Origin of the sequence: Vibrio sp. 10N.222.47.A9, assembly GCF_963872585.1 — a bacterium.
GTDB lineage: Bacteria > Pseudomonadota > Gammaproteobacteria > Enterobacterales > Vibrionaceae > Vibrio > Vibrio splendidus.
The window spans coordinates 121,908-146,616 of sequence record NZ_CAWNBB010000021.1 but is presented as its reverse complement, the minus strand read 5'-3'; the positions used below and the strand labels follow the sequence as shown (position 1 = coordinate 146,616).

Here is a 24,709-nt window from a genome sequence, read left to right as displayed (position 1 = left end):
ATGAAAAAGAGTGTCATTGCGCTACTAGGTTTAGCGGTTATTTTAGGCGGTTGTTCAAACAAGGTAAGCTACGGTGATGCACAAGCTGTAGAAACCACGACAATCGATTTCGGTTCAACTGACCTTCAAACGATTGCGGGTGAAATGGTCGATAGCATGATGGCGTCTGGTTCAGTGTCTTACATTACTCGTGAGCAACGTCCAATCGTGTTCGTAGAGCGAATCAAGAACAAGACAAGTGAGCACATCGATACTGAGTCAATCACTGACACTATCAGTACTAAAATGCTGAATTCTGGTAAGTTCCGTTTCGTTGATATGGACCGTGTAGAGTCTGTTCGTGACCAATTGAACTTCCAAAACAATGATGAGCTTGTAAACCAAAGCTCAGCAATTCAATTCGGTAAAATGGTCGGTGCTCAATACATGCTGTACGGCAACCTATCAAGCATCGTTAAGAAAGACGGTAGCGACGAAGACGTTTACTACAAAATGACGATGCGTCTAATGGATCTTGAGTCTGGCTTGATTGAATGGGCTGACGAGACTGAAATCCGTAAGCAACAATCTAAGAGCCTACTAGGCCTTTAATTTCGCTTACTTGCCAACTAAACGCAGCCAGTTTTGACAGCGTCTAGTCTTGGCAGCGCATAGCTTGGCCACACATAGCTTGGTCACACGCCAATGCAGTGCATGATGTGCTGTCTATGAAGAGACACTGGCTTTTGGTCAGTGTCTTTTTTGTAGGGAAATGAAGACGTTTATAGGGCAGTTAAGACGTTTATAGGGAGTAAATATGGCAATTTTTTCTTGGTCTGAGGCTAAGCTTCTTGATACCAGTTTGAGTTCGCTTGATGGTTACTTTTCTGAGCCACCTGTTAGAGCTCAAACGCTGACCGGCGGGTTGACTAATCGATGTTGGAAGTTGGTGTTAGCCGATGGCACTGCGTATGTTTGGCGCCCAATCACTCCCATCACCAAAGCCTTCTTTATCTCTCGTCATGAAGAGTATCAAGTGCTTTCCGCAATTGAGCGTCTAGGTATTGGACCAAGTCCAATAGTGGTCAATGAGCAAGGCTTATTGGTTGAATGGATTGCGGGTGGGACGCTTTACGAAGGCTTAGAGCTTGATGACTTGTTGAAGACGCTGATCTCGGTGCATTTGGTTAATACCGCGCGATTACCACTCCAGCCGTTCAGTTTCACAGCACGAGTCGATCATTACTGGCTTCAACTTGATGCAATTCATAAGACTGAAACCTGCACTAAAATTTACCAAGAGTGGCGAGTAGCACCGAGTGTTCCAAATGTTGATCTGTCTTTGTGCCATTTTGACTTAGGTGGTTATAACCTAGTGAGAAATAGCGATGGGATTAAGATTATTGATTGGGAATATGCAGCATTAGCAGACCCTAGACTTGATCTTACGCTGACCATTGCTGTTGCAGGGTTACCGGTTGCTGAAGCCGTTAACAAGTACTGTCAGCTGCGAGGCATCCATGATGTTCAGCCTTGGCTCGATGGGGTAGAAGCATGGTTACCAAGAAGCCAGATGATGGCGATGCTATGGTATTTACTTGCTCATCAGCTCTGGGGCGATGAAAGTTATCTGCGTGAAGCAGAGGCGCTGAGTCACACTTTATGTAGCTAGGATCACGTTTAGGAAGTGAAAAATATAATTTCGTTCGTGTTCCCTTTAAAACCTTATTTTTCATGTTAGATTAATTAAAACGTACCAATATTCAACAAGGAGGTACTAATGATTATTTATCTACATGGTTTCGACTCAACTAGCCCGGGCAATCACGAAAAAATACTGCAGTTGCAATTCATTGATGATGACGTTCGTTTCATCAACTACAGTACTTTGCATCCAAAACACGATATGCAACATTTGCTAAAAGAAGTGCATAAAGTGATAGAGCAATCCGATGACCCGCATCCGATCATTTGTGGTGTAGGCTTAGGTGGTTTTTGGTCTGAACGTATTGGTTTTTTATGTGGTATTAAGCAGGTGGTGTTCAACCCGAATCTGCACCCTGAGAACAACATGGTAGGTCGAATTGACCGTCCAGAAGAGTACGAAGATATCGCGACTAAGTGTGTTGCTCAATATCGTATGAAGAACAAAGGTCGCTGTTTAGTGGTGCTTTCTCGTGAAGATGAGATTCACGACAATACCAAAACAGCTGCCGCGTTAGAAGATTATTATGATGTCATCTGGGACGAAAAAGAGAGTCATAAGTTCAAAAAAATCTCTCAGCACTTGCAGACAATGAAAGCGTTTAAAAACGCTTAATTATTCCAGTTATTTTATAAAAGCAGCACTCAATTGAGTGCTGCTTTTTTTACATCTGAACCCAAGAGCCGAACATTAATCAAATGGTTGTAGTTATTTTTTTGAAGAGTTTGAGCATTTATAGATAAGTTTGCGCAAACGTTAACTAATTCGCCGCGAATCCTCATTGTGGGTAAGGATTTTTGTTGCGGTCATCTTTTTGCTATATATAATGTTCCCAAGCAAAATATTTTGATAAATATCAAGAAAAATTGAGAGCGAGTGATAAAATTTGCCCATTATTTGTGCTCTACCTCTCAGGTAGTCACCTTTTTATCCAAGTGAGCAAAGCGGCAAGTCAATGTTTGTTGCTTGTAACCCCTCTAACTACTCGGTGAGCTGTCGTTATTCTTTTTCGCGGTAATCCAATTTGTACAGCCTTCGCATTCAAGGCCGAGTAGATACATAGAATTTATCGGTTGGAGTAATCGAGCCGAACCCCATTTATTCATTTTGTAGAGGATTGTCATTGTGACAAAAATTATCGTAGTAGGCGGTGGTGCTGGTGGTTTAGAACTAGCAACTAAGCTAGGCCGCACTTTAGGTCGTAAAAAGCGTGCCCAGATTACTCTGGTAGACCGTAAAGCAAGCCACCTATGGAAACCATTACTTCATGAAGTAGCAACGGGTTCATTGGACGAGGGTGTTGATGCGTTAAGCTACCGCGCACACGCAAAAAACCATTACTTCGATTTCCAAATGGGCAGCCTGAACGACATCGATCGTGAACGTAAAGTGATCGCTCTGAGCGAACTGAAAGATGATCACGGTGAACTGCTTATGCCAAGCCGTGAACTTGAATACGATATTCTTGTGATGGCGCTAGGTTCAACGTCAAACGACTTCAACACACCAGGTGTTCGCGACAACTGTATTTTCCTTGATAGTCCAGAGCAAGCGCACCGTTTCCGTACAGAAATGAACAACCAGTTCTTAAAGCTTCACGCTAAGAACGGCCAAGGCACAGTAGATATTGCTATTGTTGGTGCTGGCGCGACAGGTGTTGAGCTTTCTGCAGAACTGCACAACGCGGTTAAAGAGCTTCGTACTTATGGCTTTGGCGATCTAGATTCAAGCAAGCTGAACGTTAACCTTGTTGAAGCGGGTGAGCGTATTCTTCCAGCCTTACCTCCTCGTATTTCGAGTGCAGCACACTCTGAGCTTACGAAGCTTGGTGTAACTGTGCGTACGACTACAATGGTTACACAAGCTGATGCTGACGGCCTAACGACTAAAGATGGTGAGAAAATCCCAGCACAAATCATGGTTTGGGCTGCAGGCATTAAAGCGCCAGATTTCATGAAAGATATCGGTGGTCTTGAGACGAACCGTATCAACCAGTTGGTTGTGAAAAACACGCTACAAACTACGCTTGATGACAACATCTTTGCTATTGGTGACTTAGCGCAATGTACGCAAGCAGACGGTTCATTCGTTCCACCACGTGCACAAGCGGCTCACCAGATGGCAAGTTGTGCGTTTAGCAATATCATTGCTAAGTTAAACGGCCGCGACCTGAAAGATTACATCTACAAAGATAAAGGCTCACTTGTTTCGCTAAGCCGATTTTCTACGGTAGGTAGTTTAATGGGTAACCTAACTAAAGGTTCGATGATGGTTGAGGGTCGTATTGCTCGTATCGTTTACATCTCTTTGTACCGTATGCACCAGATGGCACTTCACGGACTAATTAAAACATCGCTGATGATGTTAGTTGGTCGTATTAACCGTGTACTTCGTCCAAACCTAAAGCTTCACTAATCAGGCAAGCCTTTTAAGGTCATTACGCTGATAATAAAAAAGAGCTCTTCGGAGCTCTTTTTTGATCATGTCGACTACGTGTTATTACGGATTGTTACTCTATTAAGCTATTAAAGCTATTAAAGCTATTAAAGCTATTAAAGCTATTAAGAGGTTGGAGGTAGCACGGAATAAACCACGCCATCTTTCGGCTTACCGTTAAAGATAAAGCGATTCTTAGCAATGGTTTCACGTTCAGCGCCACATTTCTCGATCAGCTTTTGGCTGGGTAGGTTCTCTGTATCGCAGACAATCTCCAAACGCGTTAACTTGAGCAGTGCGAAGCAAAATTCAAATAAGGCAATCATCGCTTCCTTGGCTATCCCTTTTCTTTGAAATTCATCACCCACCCAATAACCTAAACTTGCCATGTTAAAGGTGTGGTAAAGCTCATTAATGGCCACCATACCGACTAACTTATCGCTTTTTCGCTCGAAGATACCAAAGCCAAACGCTTCGGCTTTAACCCAGTTTAAGCGAGTCGCCAGAATGAATTTCTCGGCCTCGATGATAGAAAACTCGCTATGACACCAGTCGAGCCATGGCAATAAACTCGGGGAGGACTTAACCAGCTGCGAAAATTCTTGAGCGCCTGAGGCTTCAATAATTTTGAGGCTGAGATTTTGTGTATTGATCTGAAAGTCAGGGCTCATAAGACGTACCAAGTAACGTGTAAGTACTGAACAAAGAGAGTCAGTACAGAATAAAGATAGATAGCACTTAATAAAACGCCCTCACTAGGAGGGCGGATTGAATTATTTATATAATTATAGCCGAATCGGCAAGTAACTTACTGCGCCACACGTCGAACTTGAATCACCATACCAAGAAGCGGGTGATCAAGGTAGTGAGTCTCAGTACTGCGCATACGACGTTTTTGGTCCATGCGGTAGCTCTTAAGGAACTCTTCCACTTCAACCGTCGGAGAGATTTCAGTGAGGTTGCCCACTTGAACATTGCTTTCGGCGCCACTTACTGGTGAATCTAGCTCGATTTGTTGCTCTTGAAGAGTCACTTCACGAACGCTCGGCGCTTTTAAATCCAATGTTGTTTCAGCGTAGAGGTAATGCTGAACGTAGATTTGCAGCTTGCCGTCTAATTCGTAAAGTGGCTTATCAATGGTTTCTTCTTTGAAGCCATCAGTATTTGCTGCAGTTACTGCACCTTTCTCTGAACCGTCAGCGTTGAAGTCTTTAGAGAAATCTTTACCTGCTTGAATGTGGAATACAGGTGCCGAGCTCTTACCTTGGTCGCCCTGACGCCAAGCGGTATGCATTAGCACTTCAAAACCAGCGTGTTTACGTAGCTTGTCTTTCTGAGGCGTTAACTTGTATTCCGAGTAAGGCAGCATTTGAACGCCTTTCTTTGCTCGGTATTGGGTATCTTGAAATGAACCAACGCGATCAAGTGAAATCTTAGGCTGTGTGTTCGGCCAAGATTCATTCACTTTTTCTGCATCAACAGCACGCTTAAAAATGATCACTTCTATATCAAATTGTCTCTGCGCCAAACTTGGCAGTGAGACGAACAATAGTAGCAGTGGGATCAGTCTTTTCATTTTTACTCCGTCTTCCAGCCGATCTATCGGCTGGATAATTTATATGTGCAAGTGGATTGGGTCTTATGCTGAAGGCAGCAAGTTCTGTCTGAATTCGCCCAATAAATCACTAACAAATTGAATTCGTTTCCGTCTGTCGACCAATGGTATCGTAAACTTGAACTTTGTTGGTCCTTCCATTGAAAACTTTTGCGGTTGAGATTGCAACAGTTTAACAAGGTAGGCCGGGTTTATGTCAGCATCTGGGTAGAATTCTAAGAATCCACCTTTATCGTGAGCTTCAATTTTCTTCGCTTTGATTGACGCCGCGGCTAATTTTAGCTCAGAAACTGACAACAAGTTCTTGGTCGCATCAGGTAGAAGGCCGAAGCGATCTATCAGCTCGACTTTCAACTCGGCCAATTCGTCCGTGTCACTCACACTCGCAATACGCTTATAGGTAGACAAACGTGTATTGATGTCTGGGATGTAGTCATCAGGCAACAGTGCAGGCAGGCGCATCTCAATTTCAGTTTGTTCACGCAGTAGGTCATCAAGCGATGGCTCTCGTCCCTCTTTTAATGCTTCAACTGCTTGTTCAAGCATCTCCATGTAAAGCGTAAAGCCAACCGACTGGATTTGACCACTCTGTTCATCACCGAGTAGTTCACCTGCACCACGAATCTCTAAGTCATGGGTTGCTAGCGTAAAGCCTGCACCTAAGTCTTCAAGTGAAGCAATGGCGTCTAATCGCTTGACGGCATCTTTGGTCATTGCTTTCGGGGGAGGTGTTAGTAAGTAGGCATAAGCTTGGTGGTGAGATCGACCCACACGCCCACGCAATTGGTGCAGTTGCGCTAAACCAAGGTTATCGGCTCTGTCCATTAAGATGGTATTTGCCGTTGGTACGTCGATACCCGTTTCGATGATGGTGGTACACACTAGCAAGTTAAAACGCTGGTGATAAAAGTCATTCATGATGCGTTCTAGCTCTCGCTCTCGCATCTGACCATGGGCAACGGTGACACGCGCTTCTGGAATCAGTTTTTGTAGTGACTCAGCTGTCTTTTCAATCGTGTCGACTTGGTTGTGCAGGAAGTAAACTTGACCACCACGCATGATTTCACGCAGTACCGCTTCTCTGACTATCGCGTCATCACTCTCACGGACAAAAGTCTTTATTGCTAAGCGTCGTGCGGGTGGTGTGGCGATGATCGATAAGTCACGCATACCGCTCATTGCCATATTCAACGTTCTCGGAATCGGTGTCGCGGTTAGCGTGAGGATATCGACATCCGCGCGCATCGCCTTCACTTTCTCTTTTTGGCGCACACCGAAGCGGTGTTCTTCATCGACGACTAACAAGCCAAGGTCTTTAAACTTAAGGTCACTGGAAAGCAGCTTGTGAGTACCCACTAAGATGTCGACCTTACCGTCGGCAACATCTTGCATGATCAATTTCTGTTCTTTAGCTGATTTAAATCGCGACAGAACTTCGACACGTATCGGTTGGTTCGCGAAACGGTCTCGGAAGTTTTCAAAGTGTTGCTGAGCAAGTAGGGTGGTTGGAACTAACACGGCTACTTGTTTACTGTTGTCGGTACAAACGAATGCCGCGCGCATCGCGACTTCGGTTTTACCAAAACCAACGTCACCACACACTAAGCGATCCATGGCTTTTGCTTGGCACATATCCGACATAACGGCATTGATGGCCATTGCTTGGTCATCCGTTTCTTCAAACGGGAAGCCAGACTTGAAGGTCGCGTATTGGCCACGGTCGAGTACAAATTTGTAGCCAGGTTTTAGTTCACGCTTAGCGTAAACATCAAGCAGTTCGGCTGCAACGTCACGAACTTTCTCTGCGGCGCGCTTACGAGCTTTTTGCCATGCTTCACCACCTAACTTATGCAGTGGTGCAGAGTCTTCAGCGCCGCCAGAGTAGCGGCCGATTAAGTTTAAAGAAGCAACAGGCACGTAGAGCTTGGCATCATTTTGATACTCAAGCGTTACGTATTCGGTTTTCATGCCACCCGCTTCAAGTGTTTGCAGGCCGATGTAGCGACCAATACCGTGGTCAATGTGAACCACAGGTTGACCTGGTTTAAGTTCGGCTAAGTGACGAATTACAGTGTCGCTGTTAACGCTTTTCTTGTCTTTCTTACGACGTTGTACAACGCGATCACCTAACAGGTCGCTTTCACAGACAAGGGCGATGTTTTGCTCTTCGTGGATAAAACCATGCTCAGCAGAACCTAGGATCAGGGTGAACTTATCTTTACCTTTAATCGCCGCGTCGAGGTTTTCAACTTCGCTTGGACGAACTTTGATGCCTCGAAGCAATTCACTCAATGCTTCACGGCGGCCTTCAGACTCAACCGAAAAGACCACTTTGCCGTCGAAGGCTTCAGTGAACTTTCTTAGGTTAGACAAAGGTTCTTTATTCTGATGTTGAACGCTGAGATCAGGCAGAGACACAACCGGAAGGTTGGTTCGTCCGGCTTTTTCTTCAATTGAATCTAAGCTCAGATTGACCTGTGGCTTTTGTTTGAAATGTGCGAACAGTTCGTCTTTTTGTAGCCAAAGTTGTTCTGGTTTCAGCAGTGGTCGTAACGGGTCAACACCGCGTTGTTCGTATCGATGAGAAACGTCTGTTAGGAATGAATCTACCGCAGTCTCGACATCACCTAGAACGAGGATTTGCGCTTCATCGGCAACATAATCAAACAAGGTTTCAGTATGGTCGAAGAAAAGCGGCTGCCAGTATTCAATACCTGCGGGCCAAGTGCCTTTTGAAACCTGCATATAAACCGATTCTGGTTCACGGCGCGCATCAAACTGTTGGCGCCAGCGAATGCGGAAATCTTCAATAGCACTTTCAGAGGTTGGGAACTCGTGAGCTGGCAGCAAACGGATCTCAGAGATGTCTTCGATAGAGCGCTGATTTTCAGGATCGAAAGTACGAATGGTGTCGATCTCGTCATCGAAGAAGTCGATACGATACGGGTCTTTGCTGCCCATTGGGAACAAGTCGAGAATTGAACCTCGGCTCGCATACTCACCCGGGCCAAACACTTGGTCTACGTAACGATAGCCAGACTTTTCAAGTTGAAGACGCAGCTTCTCTAACGAGTACAGGTCGCCCGTTTTCACCATTAAGGTGTGCTGCAACAAGAAGTCACGTGGCGACTGACGTTGTAGTAGCGTGCTGATCGGTACGATCGTGATGCCATCTTTTAACGTTGGTAGTGCATAAAGGCGAGCGATACGGTCAGAAATGATCTCTTGGTGCGGTGAGAAGCTGTCGTATGGCAGAGTCTCCCAATCAGGGAATAGTGCTACTTCATGTGACGTAAACTGTTCAATTTCTGATTGAAGCTTGAGTGCGATTTGAGGATCGGGCACTGCAAGTAAAGTATGGCTGTTATGCTGCTCCGCAAGTCTAGCGATAGCAAGCGCGAGAGATGAACCAACTAGGTTACCGATGTGTTTTTTATCACCGGCACCTTTGAGCTTAGGTAGTGTAAAAATGGATTGTTTTGTCATGTCTATTTACTTGTTATCTCGTTCTAGAGAGCGTTGACGTAAGAGCTTTTGTTGTTGATGAAGCGCAGCTTTGATCAGCAAGTCTTGGTCAGTATCACGAAGATGAGCGTATTTGAATTTGATTTCGAAGCCTGAATCTTTTGGTTCGCTAGCGAAGACTTCTGCGTAGCAATAAATAGCGGCGGCTGGGTGCTCGATAAAGAGCTTAGCTTTAACTAAGCGACCCGCTTCGATATCTGTTTTGGAAAAACAAGAGAACTGACTCGCGCCAAATGAATACGTGTGGGTACGAAATTGTTCATCATCTTGTTGCGATAACATAAAGCTCAACAAGAGGTTTAATTTAGAGTTCTGTGCATCCAATAAACTGATGACATTCTTCAAGTCGCTGTTTTTCAGTTCGTTGCGAGCACTGTCGGCTAATAGGTCCAATTGGCTAAACTCACTTGCCACAACAAAAGGGGCAGGGATCTCAGATTCGAATTGAATTTGAGAAGGTAAAGCGAAGTTACTGTCCATTGGCTCAATATTAGCGGTAAGGCTGTGATGAACGGTGAAAAACTCTTGTTCTGTCATGCGTTAGTTCCTTGAAGTGATCTATTGATTATCGCTATGTGGCCGCAGTAATCAAGGTCAGTTAATTGAAAGTCTCAAATAGTTGTTTGAAAGTTGGCTATTTGACAAGGTTCTGTTTTTCAAGCCTAACTAATTGAGTTAATTCACTCTATATTTTCAATTAACCCCTACACAGTAACAGCAATACCCGTTACATTAACCCGCATCCCCTTTAGATGGTTCAAAGTATGTTTCATCCTATTTCGTTGTTTGTTGGCCTGCGCTATTTGAAAGGTCGTTCAGGTGATCGCTTTAGCCGTTTTGTTTCTTATATGTCGACGGCAGGTATCACCATTGGTGTGCTGTCTTTGGTTACTGTTTTATCGGTAATGAATGGATTCGAAGCGCAGTTAAAAGACCGAATTCTTGGTGTTCTTCCTCAAGCGGTGGTTTATGAGCAAGGTGGCACCACCTCTCTTGCTGCCCAAGCGCCTAATTTTGCAGAGCAAATCTCGCTTAATGGTCACGTTGAACCGATTGTCCGCAGTGAGGCAGTGATTCAGAGTCCGGCTCAGTTATCTGCGGGGCTATTAATCGGTATTGAACCTAATTCAGATGACCCTCTTCAGAACCACTTGATTGCGGGCAGATTGTCTTCACTTAAGGCGGGTCAGTATCAGCTATTTCTTGGCCATACCTTGGCGAGAAATTTGAAGGTATCTATGGGTGACAAAGTTCGCCTAATGGTGACCAGTGCCAGTCAATACACACCGCTCGGACGTATTCCTAGCCAGCGAAATTTCACGGTAGCCGGCATATTCAATACAGGATCTGATATTGATGCTCAACTGATGGTGACAGATATTAAAGATGCTGGGCGTTTGATGCGCTATAAATCCGATACCATTTCAGGCTGGCGCTTGTTCTTTGAAGACCCGTTTGAAGTGGCGAAACTGTCTAATCAACCGTTACCTGAAGGTTGGTTGTGGAGTGATTGGCGAGACCAACGTGGTGAACTATTCCAGGCCGTTCGAATGGAAAAAAATATGATGGGCTTAATGCTTGGGCTGATCATCGGTGTTGCAGCTTTCAATATTATTTCGGCACTTATCATGGTGGTGATGGAGAAGCAGTCTGAAGTGGCTATTCTTAAAACCCAAGGTATGACCGATGGTCAAGTCATGGGGATCTTTATGGTTCAAGGCGCGAGTAGCGGTGTCATCGGTGCGTTATCTGGTGGCATTCTTGGAGTGATCTTGGCTTCGAACCTCAATACTATTTTAGAGGCGATGGGTGTCGCTCTGTTTTCATTTGGTGGACAGTTGCCAATTTTAATTAACCCAATTCAAATCGCTGTTGTTGTGGTTCTGGCTATTGCACTTAGCTTGATTGCCACTGTATTCCCATCTTATCGTGCATCGTCTGTGAAACCTGCTGAGGCCCTTCGTTATGAGTAATTTTCTTCAATGTAATGATATCCGTAAAACGTACCGTGAAGGCTCGTTAGATACTGAGGTTCTCAAGGGAGTCAGCTTTGAAATCGATAAGGGTGAGCTAGTCGCTATCATTGGTACCTCTGGTTCCGGTAAGAGTACGTTATTGCATATTTTAGGGGCATTGGATGATGCGTCTGACGGCAGCGTGAGCTTTCTCGGACAAGACTTAGCATCTTTGAGCTCAAATAAGCAGGCGAAGCTTCGCAACCAGCATCTTGGCTTTGTTTATCAATTCCATCATCTTCTTTCGGACTTTTCAGCGTTAGAAAATGTGGCAATGCCGCTGCTGATTGGTGGTGAAAAGCCAGTTAAAGCAAAAGAAGAGGCGCAACGTCTGTTGGATAAAGTTGGATTGAGTCATCGTGTTGACCACCGACCTTCAGAGCTTTCTGGTGGTGAGAGGCAACGTGTGGCGATTGCTCGAGCTTTAGTGAATAAGCCGGCTTTGGTGTTGGCGGATGAGCCTACCGGCAACCTTGACCACAACACCGCACTTTCTATTTACGACTTAATGCGTGAACTAAACCGCGAGTACGACACGGCCTTTTTGGTAGTAACTCATGATGGTGAACTTGCAGGTAAGATGGATCGCCAGCTTCACATGCAAGATGGTTTATTGGTCAACGTAGAAAAAGAGGAGAGCTAAGTGTTTTCTTCTTTATCTCTATTGATAGGTGGCCGATTTAGCCGAGCGAAACAACGAGACAAAATGGTGTCGTTCATCTCTTTGTCTTCGACGATTGGTATTGCCGTTGGTGTGGCCGTGATCATTATCGGTTTGTCTGCAATGAATGGCTTTGAGCGAGAGCTTGAGTCGCGTGTACTTTCCGTTATTCCACATGGTGAATTCGAGGGTGTCAATGAACCGGTGACTCGCTGGGAGCACGTGATTGAGCAGTCGGTGAAAAATGATAAAGTTGTAGCTGCAGCACCCTATGTAAAAATTACCGCGCTTGCTGAAAAGGGCAAAGAACTCAAAGCAATTGAAGTTCGCGGTGTTGACCCACAACTTGAACAACAGGTATCAAGCCTATCGAAATTTATCGATAAACAAGCTTGGAGTGAGTTTAAAGCAGGGCAACAACAAATCATCTTAGGTTCTGGTGTGGCTAACGTGTTGGGGGCGAAAGTGGGTGACTATCTGACTTTGATGATTCCAACGGTTAACGGTTCTGTGAAAGTTCAGGCGCCAAAACGAGTTCGAGTGAAAGTGGTTGGCTTACTGACGCTTAATGGCCAGATCGACCACAGCTTGGCGCTAATCCCGATTGGCGATGCTCAAGCTTATGCAAACCTAGGCGAGGCAGTAACCGGGGTTTCTTTAAAAGTGACCGATGTGCTGAACGCGAACTCTATTGTGCGTGAAGTGGGTAACCAGCTTGATGTGTACGTGTATCTACGAAGCTGGCAACAGAAATTTGGCTTCTTGTATCGAGATATTCAGTTGGTTCGCACCATTATGTATCTGGTGATGGTACTGGTTATTGGTGTTGCTTGTTTCAATATTGTCTCGACCTTAATGATGGCAGTCAAAGACAGAGCATCGGAGATCGCGATCTTAAGAACCATGGGCGCATCAGACGGCCTTGTAAAACGTATCTTTGTTTGGCAGGGCGTATTCTCGGGTGTGTTAGGCAGCTTAGTCGGGAGTGCGATAGGTGTCTTGGTGGCGCTTAATCTCACTACGCTTATCAAAGGGCTCGAAACGTTGGTCGATCACCAATTCTTGTCCGGTGATATCTACTTTGTCGACTTCTTGCCATCACAACTTGATATGACGGATGTTGTTGTGGTTTCCGGTACCGCGATTGTGTTGAGCTTACTGGCGACATGGTACCCAGCCTCACGAGCGGCTAAGCTAAACCCGGCCTCGGTGCTTAGCTCAAAGTAATACGCTAAGTAAACGTCACGTTGCGCGATAGACTAACGGCATAAACAAAAAAAGGATCCCTGATGGGATCCTTTTTTATTGAATTCAATTCGTGTTCTTTACGACTTTCGTTACATGTCAATCTTGCAGAGTTCAGTGGTTCATCTGACTTTAACTTATGTGCGTTTTAAGAGAAGCGCATACAAGGATAGATTGAATAAAAAGGAACGGTCGTTCAGTACCTTGCTTGTCGCTTCTTCCAGCTTCTTACTACTGAGTAACGCCATAACCCGCGAATACCAAAGTAGCCAACCATTGCAGAAACCACACCACAAATCAGACAACCCAGCAGGAACGGAGGTCCTATGGTGCTCATTTGCGCCAAGATGAAATCCCAAGACAGTTCGAAATGAAAGGCTTGAGGCGGCACGTGCATCACAAACGCGCCTACTTTATAAGCAAAGTAGAACAGCACCGGCATAGTCACAGGATTACTGATCCAAACCAATGCGACAGACAGTGGTAGGTTAACACCACATGCGACCGCAAGACCTGCAGACATAATCATTTGACTTGGTAAAGGGACAAACGCCATGAATAACCCAACAGCGAACGCACCAGCCGCAGAGCGACGATTAAGGCACCATAAGTTGGGGTTGTACAAAACATTGCCAAAAACTTTCAATGCTTTCTGACGTTTGATTAGCTCATGGTCAGGCATAAATCGTTTGATAAACTTTCTTGGCATAGGAGGAAGCTACTCTCTTGTTTAACACTTGGTTCTTGATTTCATTTGCTGCGACAGTTGTGTCTGCCAGCTTCTGGCCTGTGATGCCACATTGGGTTTGGGCACCATTGATGCTGTTGTTACTGCTAGCATCAACAAAGTATAGCGTTTTCCGGAGTGCAAGAGGTCTAGCAACAGCATTGATACTAGTTCTCTGCCTAGGGAATGCGATTGAAATACAAACGAGTCGCTTATTCCAATCAGGGCAGAATACTACCATAAATGCTTCGGTTGTTAGCCTTTTTAGTGAAAATAGCCACGGTTTTGAAAGCGTAATAGTAGCCAGATCAATTGGCGGCGAAAAATTAATCTTTCCCCAATTGATAAAATTGCGTTTGTTTACTCCTTTTAAGTTGACGCTTGGAGATGATGTCTATTTATCAGTCTCAATAAAACCAGTGTGGGGTAAACTCAATGAAGCAGGCTTTGATCTAGAAAAGTATTTGTTTAGCACCGGTGTGGTTGCCAATGCAACTTACAGAGCCGATACCAAATATCGAATTCACACCAATACCAATATGCGGTCTCATTGGTTTGAAAACCGTCTTGAAAGGTTAAGTGAGTTAGCAAATCAAGACCTTATTATGGCTTTGAGTTTTGGTTATCGAGAACTTATCCATCCTCAGCGTTGGGATTTGCTCAAAAGCAGTGGTTTGATTCACTTGATGGCTATCTCGGGGCTACATATTGGAATTGCCTTTGGTATCGGCTATCAGGTAGGAAAGATATTCAGGTTACTCTCACCTTCATTTCTTTGGTTTCCCACAATATTCGGTCTCGGCTTAGCCTATTTCTACAGTTGGTTTGCTGGATTCACGCTGCCAACCTTGAGAGCTTTAGTGATGTGTATTATTGCGAGCTATTTCTTGTGGCGTGGGCAAAATATCAGTGTGCTTCGGTATGTCGTCTTAAGCCTGTGCGTGGTTCTGCTGATTTGGCCGTTTTCAGCATTGTCGAGCAGCTTTTGGCTATCCTTTGGTGCGTTGGGTGCCGTTATTTATATCGCCTTGAATAGTCGGCCATCATCTTCAAACGCCACTCTGATCGATCGAGTGCTGCAGCTCATCAAGATTCAACTGATGCTGACATTTCTTATTGCTCCCTTTTCGATACTGTTTTTCAAAGGGGTGAGTCTAGTCTCTGTTCTCTACAACTTGCTCCTTTTGCCTTGGGTATCAGTAGTGACGATCCCGCTGCTGTTTCTTGCGATGTTACTTAGCTTAATATTGGAGTCAGTGTCTGAGGTGATGAGTTTGACAGCGTTAAGCAATGGTTTTTCTGAACAGCTATGGATGTTGGTCGACTTGTCGCTTGATCCTCTCGTATTTAGCCTTCCTTTCTCTGAACGATTTTGGATTCAAGTTGATAATCACAGTATGGCGTTGTCTGTATTCCTCATCTTATTTTTCGGGTTCGTCAGTCGATATCTCAAACGAACACTATCAATATTGGTCATTGCAGTGTTTGTACTGTGGTGGGAGTTCGGTAAGCAGCAAAACAAATTAACAATCGATATCTTGGATGTTGGGCATGGGTTGTCTTTAGTTTTGGAAAAGAACAATCGGGTCGTTGTTTACGATCTCGGCAACGCGTGGCAGGGAGGTTCGATTGTTGAATCCTTGCTGATTCCCACCTTGAATCAGAGAGGAGTTCATGAGGTGGAAGGTGTGATAGTGAGTCATTTCGATTCTGACCATGCTGGTGGCTATCCGGCGTTACTTGAAAACTACAATCCTAAGTGGATAAGAGCCAGTCAGAACATCAATCAACAAACACAATCGACTGTTCAAGTTCAGTCGAATATCCAAACATGTACTTTTGGCGAGGCGTGGAATTGGCAGGGTCTAGAGTTTGAGGTTTTATGGCCACCTCAAAGAGTAAAGAGGGCGTACAACCCACATTCGTGTGTGGTCAGGATTTTTGAGCCCAATTCTGAGTTCTCGATGTTGCTAACTGGTGATATTGAACGGGTAAGTGAGTGGCTACTTGCTCGTGAAGGTCAGCGGCTCAAGAGCGACGTGATGCTTGTCCCGCATCATGGCAGTAATTCGTCGTCGATTAAGCTGTTTATTGAGGCAGTTTCACCTCAGTTAGCAATCGCTTCTTTGGCTAAAGGTAATCAGTGGGGAATGCCCAGCAAATCTGTGATTGAACGTTATCATGAAACGGGTAGTGCTTGGCTTGATACCGGAGAAAGCGGACAAATAACCATCACTATCAGTAAGGAAGGTTGGAAATATCATACGATTAGAGAACAACAAGGCAGGCAGTGGTATAGGCAGATGCTTCGTAAGGGAGTAGAATAGATAGATTATTGTGAGAAAATTAAGCGATTCTATGTCAACACAAACAGATGAAACTACCTGGGTCACATTTAAAAGACTTTGGACTTATATTCGACTGTATAAGGCCGGCCTTGGTGTTGCGGTTATTGCGCTTATTATAAATGCCGTTTCTGATACCTATATGATTTCTTTACTGAAGCCTCTGCTTGATGAAGGTTTTGGTAACGCTGAGTCAGACTTCCTACGTACACTTCCAATTATCATATTTGTTATGATGTTTGTGCGTGGCGTCAGTGGTTTTGTTTCAACCTATTGCCTCAGTTGGGTTTCTGGCAATGTGGTCATGGAAATTCGTCGTAAGATCTTTAGCCACTTTATGCACATGCCTGTTTCTTTCTTTGATAAAGAGCAGACGGGCGCACTACTATCTCGAATTACTTACGATTCAGAACAAGTGTCTGCTGCGACCAGTAAAGCTTTGGTGAGTATCGTGCGTGAAGGTGCCAGCATCATTGGCTTGCTGACGCTGATGTTCTGGAATAGCTGGCAGTTGTCTTTAGTTCTATTTGCTGTCGCTCCTTTTGTTGCTTGGGCAATTAGTATTGTATCAAAGCGATTCAGAAAAATTTCTAAGAACATGCAAACCAGCATGGGACATGTTGCTTCTTCAGCAGAACAAATGCTGAAAGGTCATAAAGTGGTTCTAACTTACGGTGGTCAAGAGCTAGAAAGAGGCCGTTTTGATACCGTTAGCAACCAGATGCGCCAACAAAGCATGAAGCTGGTAACGGCTCAAGCTGCCGCTAACCCAATTATTCAGATGATTGCCTCAATTGCGATTGTTGTTGTTCTTTATCTCGCGAGTGTTGATTCAATTAAAGCTGAGCTAACAGCAGGTACGTTTACAGTTGTTTTCTCCGCGATGTTTGGCTTACTGCGCCCCCTTAAAGCTTTAACCAATGTAACGTCTGAATTCCAACGCGGTATGGCAGCGAGTACGACCCTATTTGGTTTGATGGATCTAGATACGGAACAAAATAAAGGTACGTTGAAGCCTGAAACCGTAGCGGGTGAAGTCGAAGTAAAAGATGTGACATTTACTTACCAAGGTGCTGAGAAACCAGCGCTTGATAAGGTCAGTTTTAATATACCGAAGGGCAAGACCGTTGCACTTGTCGGCCGATCAGGTTCGGGCAAGAGTACCATTGCGAACCTGTTTACTCGTTTTTATGATGTAGACTCAGGCTCTATCGAACTTGATGGCCACGATATTCGTGATTATGAATTGAGAAACCTACGTGAGCACTTTGCGCTTGTTTCTCAAAATGTACACTTGTTTAACGATACGGTAGCCAACAACATTGCTTACGCAGCAGAAGCTAAATATTCTCGCGAACAAATCGAACACGCGGCTAAGCTTGCTCATGCTACTGAATTTATCGAAGGCATGGAAAACGGCATTGATACGATTGTTGGGGAGAATGGGGCAAGCCTATCTGGCGGCCAAAGACAACGTATCGCTATTGCAAGAGCGTTGTTAAGAGAGGCTCCAGTATTGATTCTTGATGAAGCTACATCGGCTTTGGATACTGAATCAGAGAGAGCGATCCAATCTGCGTTAGAAGAGCTGCAAAAGGACAAGACAGTATTGGTTATCGCACACCGACTCTCTACTATCGAACAAGCCGATGAGATCTTAGTAGTTGATGATGGTCGTATTGTAGAAAGAGGTGCACACGCGGAGCTAATCGCGCATGATGGCGCTTATGCACAACTCCACCGAATTCAGTTCAGCGGATAAGATTAGGCCTTGTTGTGATCGAAAAGATTTGGTTTAACAATCATCCGTTAAAATACCTTCTTTGGCCGCTACTATGGCCATTGAGTCTGCTTTTCAAAATGATCAGCGGTCAAAGACGTGACGCCTATCTATCCGGTAAAAAAGAGACCTACCGTCCGCCCTTACCAGTAATTGTTGTTGGTAATATTACCGCTGGTGGCAATGGTAAAACTCCGGTTGTGATTTGGTTAGTTGAGGTGCTTCAAGCTAACGGCTTTAAGCCTGGAGTGGTTTCTCGAGGTTATGGGGCAAAAGCGCCAAGCTACCCCTTAGTATTGGATGAAAACACGCCTGCTGAACACTCTGGCGATGAACCTCGTTTAATTCGAAAGCGAACCGGTGCGCCTGTCGCTGTCGATCCTGTGCGTGCAAACGCGGTAAAGGCTTTGTTGAACGAAGGGGTTGATGTCATCATCACGGATGATGGCCTTCAGCATTATGCACTTGAACGTGATATTGAATTTGCGGTTATCGACGGTGCTAGACGCTTTGGTAGCGAATGCCTAATTCCTTTAGGCCCGTTAAGAGAGCCTATATCTCGTTTAGATGACGTAGACTTTTTGGTTAACAATGGCGGTAAAGTGCAAGGACGAGAGTTCTCTATGTCTTTGCTACCAAGCCAAGCAGTTAACCTAAAGACCGGTGAGAAAATATCGGTAGCAGAACTACAGAAGTTGGTGGCTTTTGCTGGTATTGGCCACCCACCACGCTTTTTTAAAACATTGGAAGATCTTGATGGTGATGTGGTTTTCACACAGGGCTTCGCCGACCATCAAGATTTTGATAAAGATGAACTTCATGCCTTAGCTAAGAAAGGTATGAATCTGATTATGACAGAAAAAGACGCTGTAAAATGCGAAGAATATGCTCAAGATAACTGGTGGTATCTTCCAGTTTCTGCGCAGTTTGATGAAGATTCGCGACAGCAAATTTTAAAAAGAATAAAAGAGGTTATGGAATACTATGGATCACCGTCTACTTGAGATCGTTGCTTGCCCTGTATGTAAAGGTAAACTAACTTTTGACAAGGATAAGCAAGAGCTTGTTTGTAAAATTGATCGCCTTGCTTACCCAATTAAAGAGGGTATCCCTGTTCTTTTAGAACCTGAAGCTCGCACCGTTTCTATGGATGAGGGTAAGTAATGTCTTATACGGTTGTTATACCTGCGAGATACCAATCGAGCCGTTTACCTGGGAAGCCGCTTGCTGACATTGGTGGAAAGCCGATGATTCAATGGGTATACGAACAGTCAATGAAGGCGGGTGCTGATAACGTTATTATCGCTACCGACGACGCTCGAGTTGAAAAAGCGGCTAAAGCATTTGGCGCGACCGTTTGTATGACATCACCGAATCATGAGTCAGGTACTGAACGCCTAGCTGAAGTGATTGAAGTTATGAAGATTCCTGATGATCATATTATCGTGAATGTTCAAGGTGATGAGCCACTTATCCCACCAGCGATCATTAATCAGGTTGCTAACAATCTTGCGAACAGTACAGCTCCGATGGCAACACTCGGTGTGGAAATTACTCATGCTGATGAAGTGTTTAATCCTAACGCCGTAAAAGTTGTGACTGACAAAGATGGGTATGCCCTGTATTTTAGCCGAGCTACTATTCCTTGGGATCGCGATGCTTACGCGAACAACGGTACAGCAGCGGAATCTCCACTGCTTCGTCACATTGGCATCTACGCTTACCGTGCGGGTTTTATCAATACCTATATCAATTGGGAACCAAGTACTCTTGAGCGTATTGAGTGCCTAGAGCAGTTACGTGTACTTTGGTATGGTGAAAAAATTCATGTGGCAGTTGCAGAAGAGGCGCCAGCTGCTGGTGTTGATACGCCTGAAGATCTAGAAGCGGTTCGAGCTATTATTGGCTAAGCTTCTTTGAGCTGTTTACAGAACACCGCTGAGCCTTGCTTATTGTGAGGCTTTTTTATGTCTATAGAAAATTGCGAACGTCTCTTATGGATCTAAGCTCGCGTATTGACCTAAGCAAACGGATATTGGGCTGGTTGCATTGGTTTATGCATCATCAACTCGGAATTATCTGAGATTTACCTCGCTCGACTTCCAATTTTTCTCTATAATATGCCGCCTATAAAGTAGTAGCGAATCGCTAGTACAGAATAAAACTTACGACAAAACGTGGAGTAAAAGATGCCTTCTCAAAGCCCAGTGATTACGGTTGATGGACCAAGTGGTGCAGGTAAAGGTACCCTGTGTATGTTGCTAGCAGATAAGCTAGGCTTTCACCTTCTAGATTCAGGCGCGATTTATCGCGTATTGGCTTTAGCGGCAATTCACCATGGTGTGAATACTGAATCAGAAGATGCTTTAGTACCGCTTGCGACACACTTAGACGTGCAGTTTATTGCTGAAGGCGACTTAGTTAAGGTTATCCTAGAAGGTGAAGATGTGTCTGGTGAACTTCGCAAAGAAGAAACCGGCATGGCAGCTTCAAAAGTGGCCGCTTTACCTCGCGTTCGTGAAGCTCTGCTTCGTCGTCAACGTGCATTCAGCGCGGCACCTGGTTTGGTTGCTGATGGCCGTGACATGGGAACGGTTGTGTTCCCTGAAGCTGAAGCGAAAATATTTTTAGATGCAAGTGCTGAAGAGCGTGCGAGTCGCCGCCTTAAACAGTTGCAACAGAAGGGGTTAGATGTTAAATTTGACGACCTTTTGAGCGAGATCCAAGAGCGAGACGACCGAGATCGTAATCGCCCAGTGGCGCCACTTCGCCCTGCAGAGGATGCTCTAGTGCTTGATTCCACCTCAATGAATATTGAGCAGGTAGTAGAAAAAGCACTACACTATATTGAATCGAAACTGGCTGGGTAATTTCGCCGAGCTAGTACGAACGTTGGTCGCAAGGATGATGACCGGCGAATTTATCAACCCCATGCGGTAGGATACCCATGGACGTTTAATTATTGAAGATTAAATAATGACTGAATCTTTTGCTCAACTCTTTGAAGAGTTTCTATCTGAAACTGAATTCCAACAAGGCAGCATCGTTAAAGGTACTGTAGTAGCTATCGAGAACGGTTTCGTTCTTGTAGATGCTGGTCTTAAGTCTGAATCTGCTATCCCTGCTGAACAATTCAAGAACGCTGCTGGCGAACTTGAAGTTGAAGTTGGTGCTGAAGTAGACGTAGCTCTAGACGCTGTTGAAGATGGTTTCGGTGAAACTCAACTTTCTCGTGAGAAAGCTAAGCGTCACGAAGCTTGGATCGTACTTGAGAAAGCTTGTGAAGAAGCTGAAACTGTTGTTGGTATCATCAACGGTAAAGTTAAAGGCGGTTTCACTGTTGAACTTAACGGTATCCGTGCTTTCCTTCCAGGTTCTCTAGTAGACGTACGTCCTATCCGTGACACTGCTCACCTAGAAAACAAAGAGCTAGAGTTCAAAGTAATCAAGCTAGACCAGAAGCGTAACAACGTTGTTGTTTCTCGTCGTGCTGTTATCGAATCTGAAAACAGTGTTGAGCGTGACGAACTTCTTGAAACTCTACAAGAAGGTACTGAAGTTAAAGGTATCGTTAAGAACCTTACTGACTACGGTGCATTCGTTGACCTTGGCGGTGTTGACGGTCTTCTACATATCACAGATATGGCTTGGAAGCGCGTTAAGCACCCATCAGAGATCGTTAACGTTGGTGACGAAATCCTAGTTAAAGTTCTTAAGTTCGATCGTGAGCGCACTCGTGTTTCACTAGGTCTTAAGCAACTAGGCGAAGATCCATGGGTAGCAATCGCTAAGCGTTACCCTGAAGGTCACAAGCTTTCTGGTCGTGTTACAAACCTAACTGACTACGGCTGCTTCGTTGAAATCGAAGAAGGCGTTGAAGGTCTAGTACACGTTTCTGAAATGGATTGGACTAACAAGAACATCCACCCTTCTAAAGTTGTTAATGTTGGCGACGAAGTTGAGGTTATGGTTCTTGATATCGACGAAGAACGTCGTCGTATCTCTCTAGGTCTGAAACAGTGTAAAGCTAACCCATGGCAGTCATTTGCAGAAATGCAAGCTAAGGGCGACAAAGTTACTGGTAAGATCAAATCTATCACTGACTTTGGTATCTTCATCGGTCTAGAAGGCGGTATCGACGGTCTTGTACACCTATCTGACATTTCTTGGAACGCTGCCGGCGAAGAAGCTGTACGTGAATACAAGAAAGGCGACGAAATCTCTGCTGTTGTTCTAGCAGTAGATGCAGAGCGTGAGCGTATTTCTCTTGGCGTTAAGCAAATGGAAAACGACCCGTTCAACGCATACGTTGCTGACAACAAGAAAGGTGTTCTTGTAAACGGTACTGTAACTGCAGTTGACGCGAAAGGCGCTACTATCGAGCTAATCGAAGGCGTTGAGGGTTACCTACGCGCTTCTGAAGTTTCTCGTGACCGTATCGAAGATGCATCTCTAATCCTAAGCGTTGGCGACAGCGTTGAAGCGAAGTTCACTGGTGTAGACCGTAAGAACCGCGTAATCAACCTATCTATCAAAGCTAAAGATGAAGCTGATGAGCAAGAAGCAATGGCTTCACTGAACAAGTCTGATGAAGGCGCGTTCGGTAACGCAATGGCAGACGCATTCAAAGCTGCTAAAGGCGAATAATAGCTTCTCGTTAAGAGAATTATAGCTATATAGCCAAGAAAGGAGCCGTAAGGCTCCTTTTTTTTTGCTTATTTTTCCGATAGGTCTATAATTTCTAAAAAGAAAACCAACGAGGGTAACTATGACTAAGTCTGAATTGATTGAAAGACTGTGCGCTGAGCAAACGCACCTTTCTGCAAAAGAAATTGAAGACGCTGTAAAAGACATTTTAGAGCACATGGCTTCAACACTAGAAAGTGGTGATCGAATCGAAATTCGCGGATTTGGCAGTTTTTCTCTGCATTACCGTGAACCTCGTGTTGGACGTAATCCTAAAACTGGTGACAAGGTTGAGTTGGAAGGCAAATACGTTCCTCACTTTAAACCAGGTAAAGAGCTACGCGAACGAGTAAACTCAGGACTGTAGACTACTTATCGGAATTAAGAAAAGCGGCATACTATAATGTATGCCGCTTTTTTATGACCATAATATGGTGGTCTGATTAGTAATTTTCCTGCATAATCGTACAGCTAACTAACCAATGAGTGATGAACTATGAAAATTATAAAAATAGTCGCCGTTATCGCACTTTTCCTAATTGCACTGGCTTTAGGCTCTCAAAACCAAACAAGTGTGAATTTCAACTATCTGCTAGCGCAAGGTGACTTCCACCTATCAAGCTTATTAGGTGTTGTCTTCGTTTCAGGTTTTGGTCTTGCTTGGTTAGTCTTCGGCAATATGCACATGCGATCTCAACTGAGAATTCATCGTTTGAAGAAACAACTCAATAAGCAATCAAAGCAGGTAGCTGCTGATACCAAAGCTTAAAGGTCTTATTTGATGTTAGAGTTACTGTTCTTGCTCTTACCTATTGCCGCCGCTTACGGTTGGTATATGGGTAATCGTAATGCTCAGCAAGAAAAACAGAAACAATCACACCAGATTTCCCGTCAATACGTGACGGGTTTGAACCTATTACTGTCAGATCAGTCTGACAAAGCGGTTGATCACTTCATTGAACTCCTTCAAGTCGACAATGAAACCATCGATACTCACTTAGCTTTGGGCAACTTGTTCCGCTCAAGAGGCGAAGTCGACCGTGCTATTCGTATTCACCAAAATCTTATCTCTCGTTCGGGGCTTACTCTCGATCAGAAAAACCTCGCACTACAACAATTAGCTAAAGATTATATGGTCTCTGGCTTTCTTGATCGCGCCGAAAAAATCTTTGAACAGCTTGTAGAAGAACCCGATCACAAAGAGGGTGCTCTACAGCAGTTGGTTGCTATTTATCAGCAAACTCGAGAGTGGAACAAGGCTATTCATTACGGAAATATCCTAGTTAAGCTCGGTAAGAAGAAAATGAAGATGCGTGCGACAGTTGCACATTTCTGGTGTGAACTTGCGATGCAAGAGCAAGCCGATGGTAATCGTTCTAAAGCGCTTCAGCATTTCAAAAAGGCACTTTCTGAAGACCCTAAATGTGTCCGTGCTAGCATCGCTCTAGGCAAGTTCCACTTAGCGAACGAAGACTACCAAAAGACAATCGATTGTTTGGAATCGGTACTCGAGCAAGATATCGACTTTATTAGTGAGGTGTTGCCAACCCTTGCTGAGTGTTACCACAAGCTTGGGCAAGAGGCTCAATTAGTCGAGTTCCTTAAAGCCTGTATTCAGAATAAAGCTGGTGTGTCCGCTGAACTGATGCTCGCTCAATTGGTTGCTCACCATGAAGATGTTGGTTCTGCTCAAGAGCTACTAACAAAGCAGCTAGTCAAAAATCCAACCATGAAGGGTTTTTATCGATTAATCGATTATCACCTAGCGGAAGCAGAAGAAGGTCGTGCGAAAGACAGCTTAACCACACTTCAATCTATGGTTGGTGAACAACTTAAGGTTAAGCCTCATTATCGTTGTCGTCAGTGTGGTTTCTCAACACACTCAATGTATTGGCACTGCCCTTCATGTAAGGGATGGGGAACGATCAAGCCTATTCGTGGGCTTGATGGTGAATAGATTCGTGGTCATTTTAAGACCAAATTATTAATT

22 protein-coding genes are annotated in these 24,709 nt (G+C 44.5%); 17 read left to right on the top strand and 5 right to left on the bottom strand.

The annotated features are described in order from the left end of the window. The 4 genes from lpoB (at position 1) to AACT19_RS04810 (ending at position 4,099) form a co-directional block, all read left to right on the top strand. Positions 1-591 carry a penicillin-binding protein activator LpoB gene (lpoB, locus tag AACT19_RS04825; RefSeq protein WP_017107631.1) on the top strand — a complete coding sequence of 197 codons (591 nt, stop codon included), beginning with the start codon at positions 1-3 and terminating at the stop codon, positions 589-591. A gap of 205 nt (positions 592-796) precedes the next feature. Then, positions 797-1,651 (top strand): phosphotransferase, encoded by an 855-nt coding sequence (locus AACT19_RS04820; protein WP_076645520.1) that lies wholly within the window; start codon positions 797-799, stop codon positions 1,649-1,651. A gap of 108 nt (positions 1,652-1,759) precedes the next feature. Beyond that, complete coding sequence (gene ycfP / locus AACT19_RS04815) at positions 1,760-2,299, top strand: alpha/beta hydrolase YcfP (RefSeq protein ID WP_017093527.1); 540 nt, start codon at positions 1,760-1,762, stop codon at positions 2,297-2,299. 510 nt (positions 2,300-2,809) lie between these two features. Next, a complete protein-coding gene (locus AACT19_RS04810) occupies positions 2,810-4,099 on the top strand; it encodes an NAD(P)/FAD-dependent oxidoreductase (protein ID WP_004736261.1) in 1,290 nt (429 codons plus the stop codon). Positions 4,100-4,245: 146 nt separating this feature from the next. Here the strand turns inward: AACT19_RS04810 and AACT19_RS04805 are convergent, their stop codons facing one another. The 4 genes from AACT19_RS04805 to AACT19_RS04790 form a co-directional block, all read right to left on the bottom strand. Next, positions 4,246-4,791, bottom strand: coding sequence for a GNAT family N-acetyltransferase (locus AACT19_RS04805; protein ID WP_017080433.1), 546 nt, complete (start codon positions 4,789-4,791; stop codon positions 4,246-4,248). 137 nt (positions 4,792-4,928) lie between these two features. Next, positions 4,929-5,696: a peptidoglycan binding protein CsiV gene (locus AACT19_RS04800; protein WP_076645518.1), complete on the bottom strand. Its 768-nt coding sequence runs from the start codon at positions 5,694-5,696 to the stop codon at positions 4,929-4,931. Positions 5,697-5,759: 63 nt separating this feature from the next. After that, the gene (gene mfd / locus AACT19_RS04795) at positions 5,760-9,221 is read right to left on the bottom strand and encodes a transcription-repair coupling factor (RefSeq protein ID WP_017078944.1); all 3,462 of its coding nucleotides are present in this window, start codon (positions 9,219-9,221) and stop codon (positions 5,760-5,762) included. Positions 9,222-9,227: 6 nt separating this feature from the next. After that, positions 9,228-9,797, bottom strand: coding sequence for a hypothetical protein (locus tag AACT19_RS04790; RefSeq protein WP_009847150.1), 570 nt, complete (start codon positions 9,795-9,797; stop codon positions 9,228-9,230). A 227-nt stretch (positions 9,798-10,024) separates the two neighbouring features. Here AACT19_RS04790 and lolC point away from each other — a divergent pair, with 227 nt between their 5' ends. Genes lolC through lolE form a run of 3 tightly spaced genes read left to right on the top strand, consistent with a single transcriptional unit; the run spans position 10,025 to position 13,163 of the window. Continuing rightward, positions 10,025-11,233 carry a lipoprotein-releasing ABC transporter permease subunit LolC gene (gene lolC / locus AACT19_RS04785; protein WP_076645516.1) on the top strand — a complete coding sequence of 403 codons (1,209 nt, stop codon included), beginning with the start codon at positions 10,025-10,027 and terminating at the stop codon, positions 11,231-11,233. Next, positions 11,226-11,918, top strand: a complete 693-nt coding sequence (gene lolD, locus AACT19_RS04780) for a lipoprotein-releasing ABC transporter ATP-binding protein LolD (RefSeq protein ID WP_076645514.1) — start codon at positions 11,226-11,228, stop codon at positions 11,916-11,918. The genes lolC and lolD overlap by 8 nt, the downstream gene beginning before the upstream one ends. Beyond that, on the top strand, positions 11,919-13,163 hold the full coding sequence (gene lolE, locus AACT19_RS04775; protein WP_004736253.1) for a lipoprotein-releasing ABC transporter permease subunit LolE: 1,245 nt from the start codon (positions 11,919-11,921) through the stop codon (positions 13,161-13,163). It begins immediately after the preceding gene. Between the two features lie 214 nt (positions 13,164-13,377). On the opposite strand, the gene AACT19_RS04770 is transcribed toward lolE, so the two are convergent. Continuing rightward, entirely contained in the window at positions 13,378-13,890 is a 513-nt protein-coding gene (locus tag AACT19_RS04770; protein WP_017078948.1) for a DUF2062 domain-containing protein, read from the bottom strand. 17 nt (positions 13,891-13,907) lie between these two features. Here AACT19_RS04770 and AACT19_RS04765 point away from each other — a divergent pair, with 17 nt between their 5' ends. The 10 genes from AACT19_RS04765 (at position 13,908) to lapB (ending at position 24,676) form a co-directional block, all read left to right on the top strand. Continuing rightward, positions 13,908-16,235, top strand: coding sequence for a DNA internalization-related competence protein ComEC/Rec2 (locus AACT19_RS04765; RefSeq protein WP_017095642.1), 2,328 nt, complete (start codon positions 13,908-13,910; stop codon positions 16,233-16,235). 31 nt (positions 16,236-16,266) lie between these two features. Beyond that, positions 16,267-18,015, top strand: coding sequence for a lipid A ABC transporter ATP-binding protein/permease MsbA (gene msbA / locus AACT19_RS04760; RefSeq protein ID WP_004736248.1), 1,749 nt, complete (start codon positions 16,267-16,269; stop codon positions 18,013-18,015). A 14-nt stretch (positions 18,016-18,029) separates the two neighbouring features. Continuing rightward, positions 18,030-19,037, top strand: a complete 1,008-nt coding sequence (gene lpxK / locus AACT19_RS04755) for a tetraacyldisaccharide 4'-kinase (protein ID WP_076645512.1) — start codon at positions 18,030-18,032, stop codon at positions 19,035-19,037. Continuing rightward, positions 19,018-19,197 (top strand): Trm112 family protein, encoded by a 180-nt coding sequence (locus tag AACT19_RS04750; protein WP_004736429.1) that lies wholly within the window; start codon positions 19,018-19,020, stop codon positions 19,195-19,197. The genes lpxK and AACT19_RS04750 overlap by 20 nt, the downstream gene beginning before the upstream one ends. Continuing rightward, the gene (gene kdsB / locus AACT19_RS04745; protein WP_004736427.1) at positions 19,197-19,943 is read left to right on the top strand and encodes a 3-deoxy-manno-octulosonate cytidylyltransferase; all 747 of its coding nucleotides are present in this window, start codon (positions 19,197-19,199) and stop codon (positions 19,941-19,943) included. The genes AACT19_RS04750 and kdsB overlap by 1 nt, the downstream gene beginning before the upstream one ends. A 279-nt stretch (positions 19,944-20,222) precedes the next feature. After that, the gene (cmk, locus tag AACT19_RS04740; protein ID WP_017078952.1) at positions 20,223-20,903 is read left to right on the top strand and encodes a (d)CMP kinase; all 681 of its coding nucleotides are present in this window, start codon (positions 20,223-20,225) and stop codon (positions 20,901-20,903) included. 106 nt (positions 20,904-21,009) lie between these two features. After that, positions 21,010-22,680, top strand: a complete 1,671-nt coding sequence (rpsA, locus tag AACT19_RS04735; protein ID WP_017057038.1) for a 30S ribosomal protein S1 — start codon at positions 21,010-21,012, stop codon at positions 22,678-22,680. Between the two features lie 121 nt (positions 22,681-22,801). Next, entirely contained in the window at positions 22,802-23,086 is a 285-nt protein-coding gene (ihfB, locus tag AACT19_RS04730; protein WP_010439923.1) for an integration host factor subunit beta, read from the top strand. Positions 23,087-23,215: 129 nt separating this feature from the next. Continuing rightward, positions 23,216-23,488 (top strand): LapA family protein, encoded by a 273-nt coding sequence (locus AACT19_RS04725; RefSeq protein WP_004734544.1) that lies wholly within the window; start codon positions 23,216-23,218, stop codon positions 23,486-23,488. A 12-nt stretch (positions 23,489-23,500) separates the two neighbouring features. Continuing rightward, positions 23,501-24,676, top strand: a complete 1,176-nt coding sequence (gene lapB / locus AACT19_RS04720; protein ID WP_004734543.1) for a lipopolysaccharide assembly protein LapB — start codon at positions 23,501-23,503, stop codon at positions 24,674-24,676. The last annotated feature ends 33 nt before the right edge of the window (positions 24,677-24,709 follow it).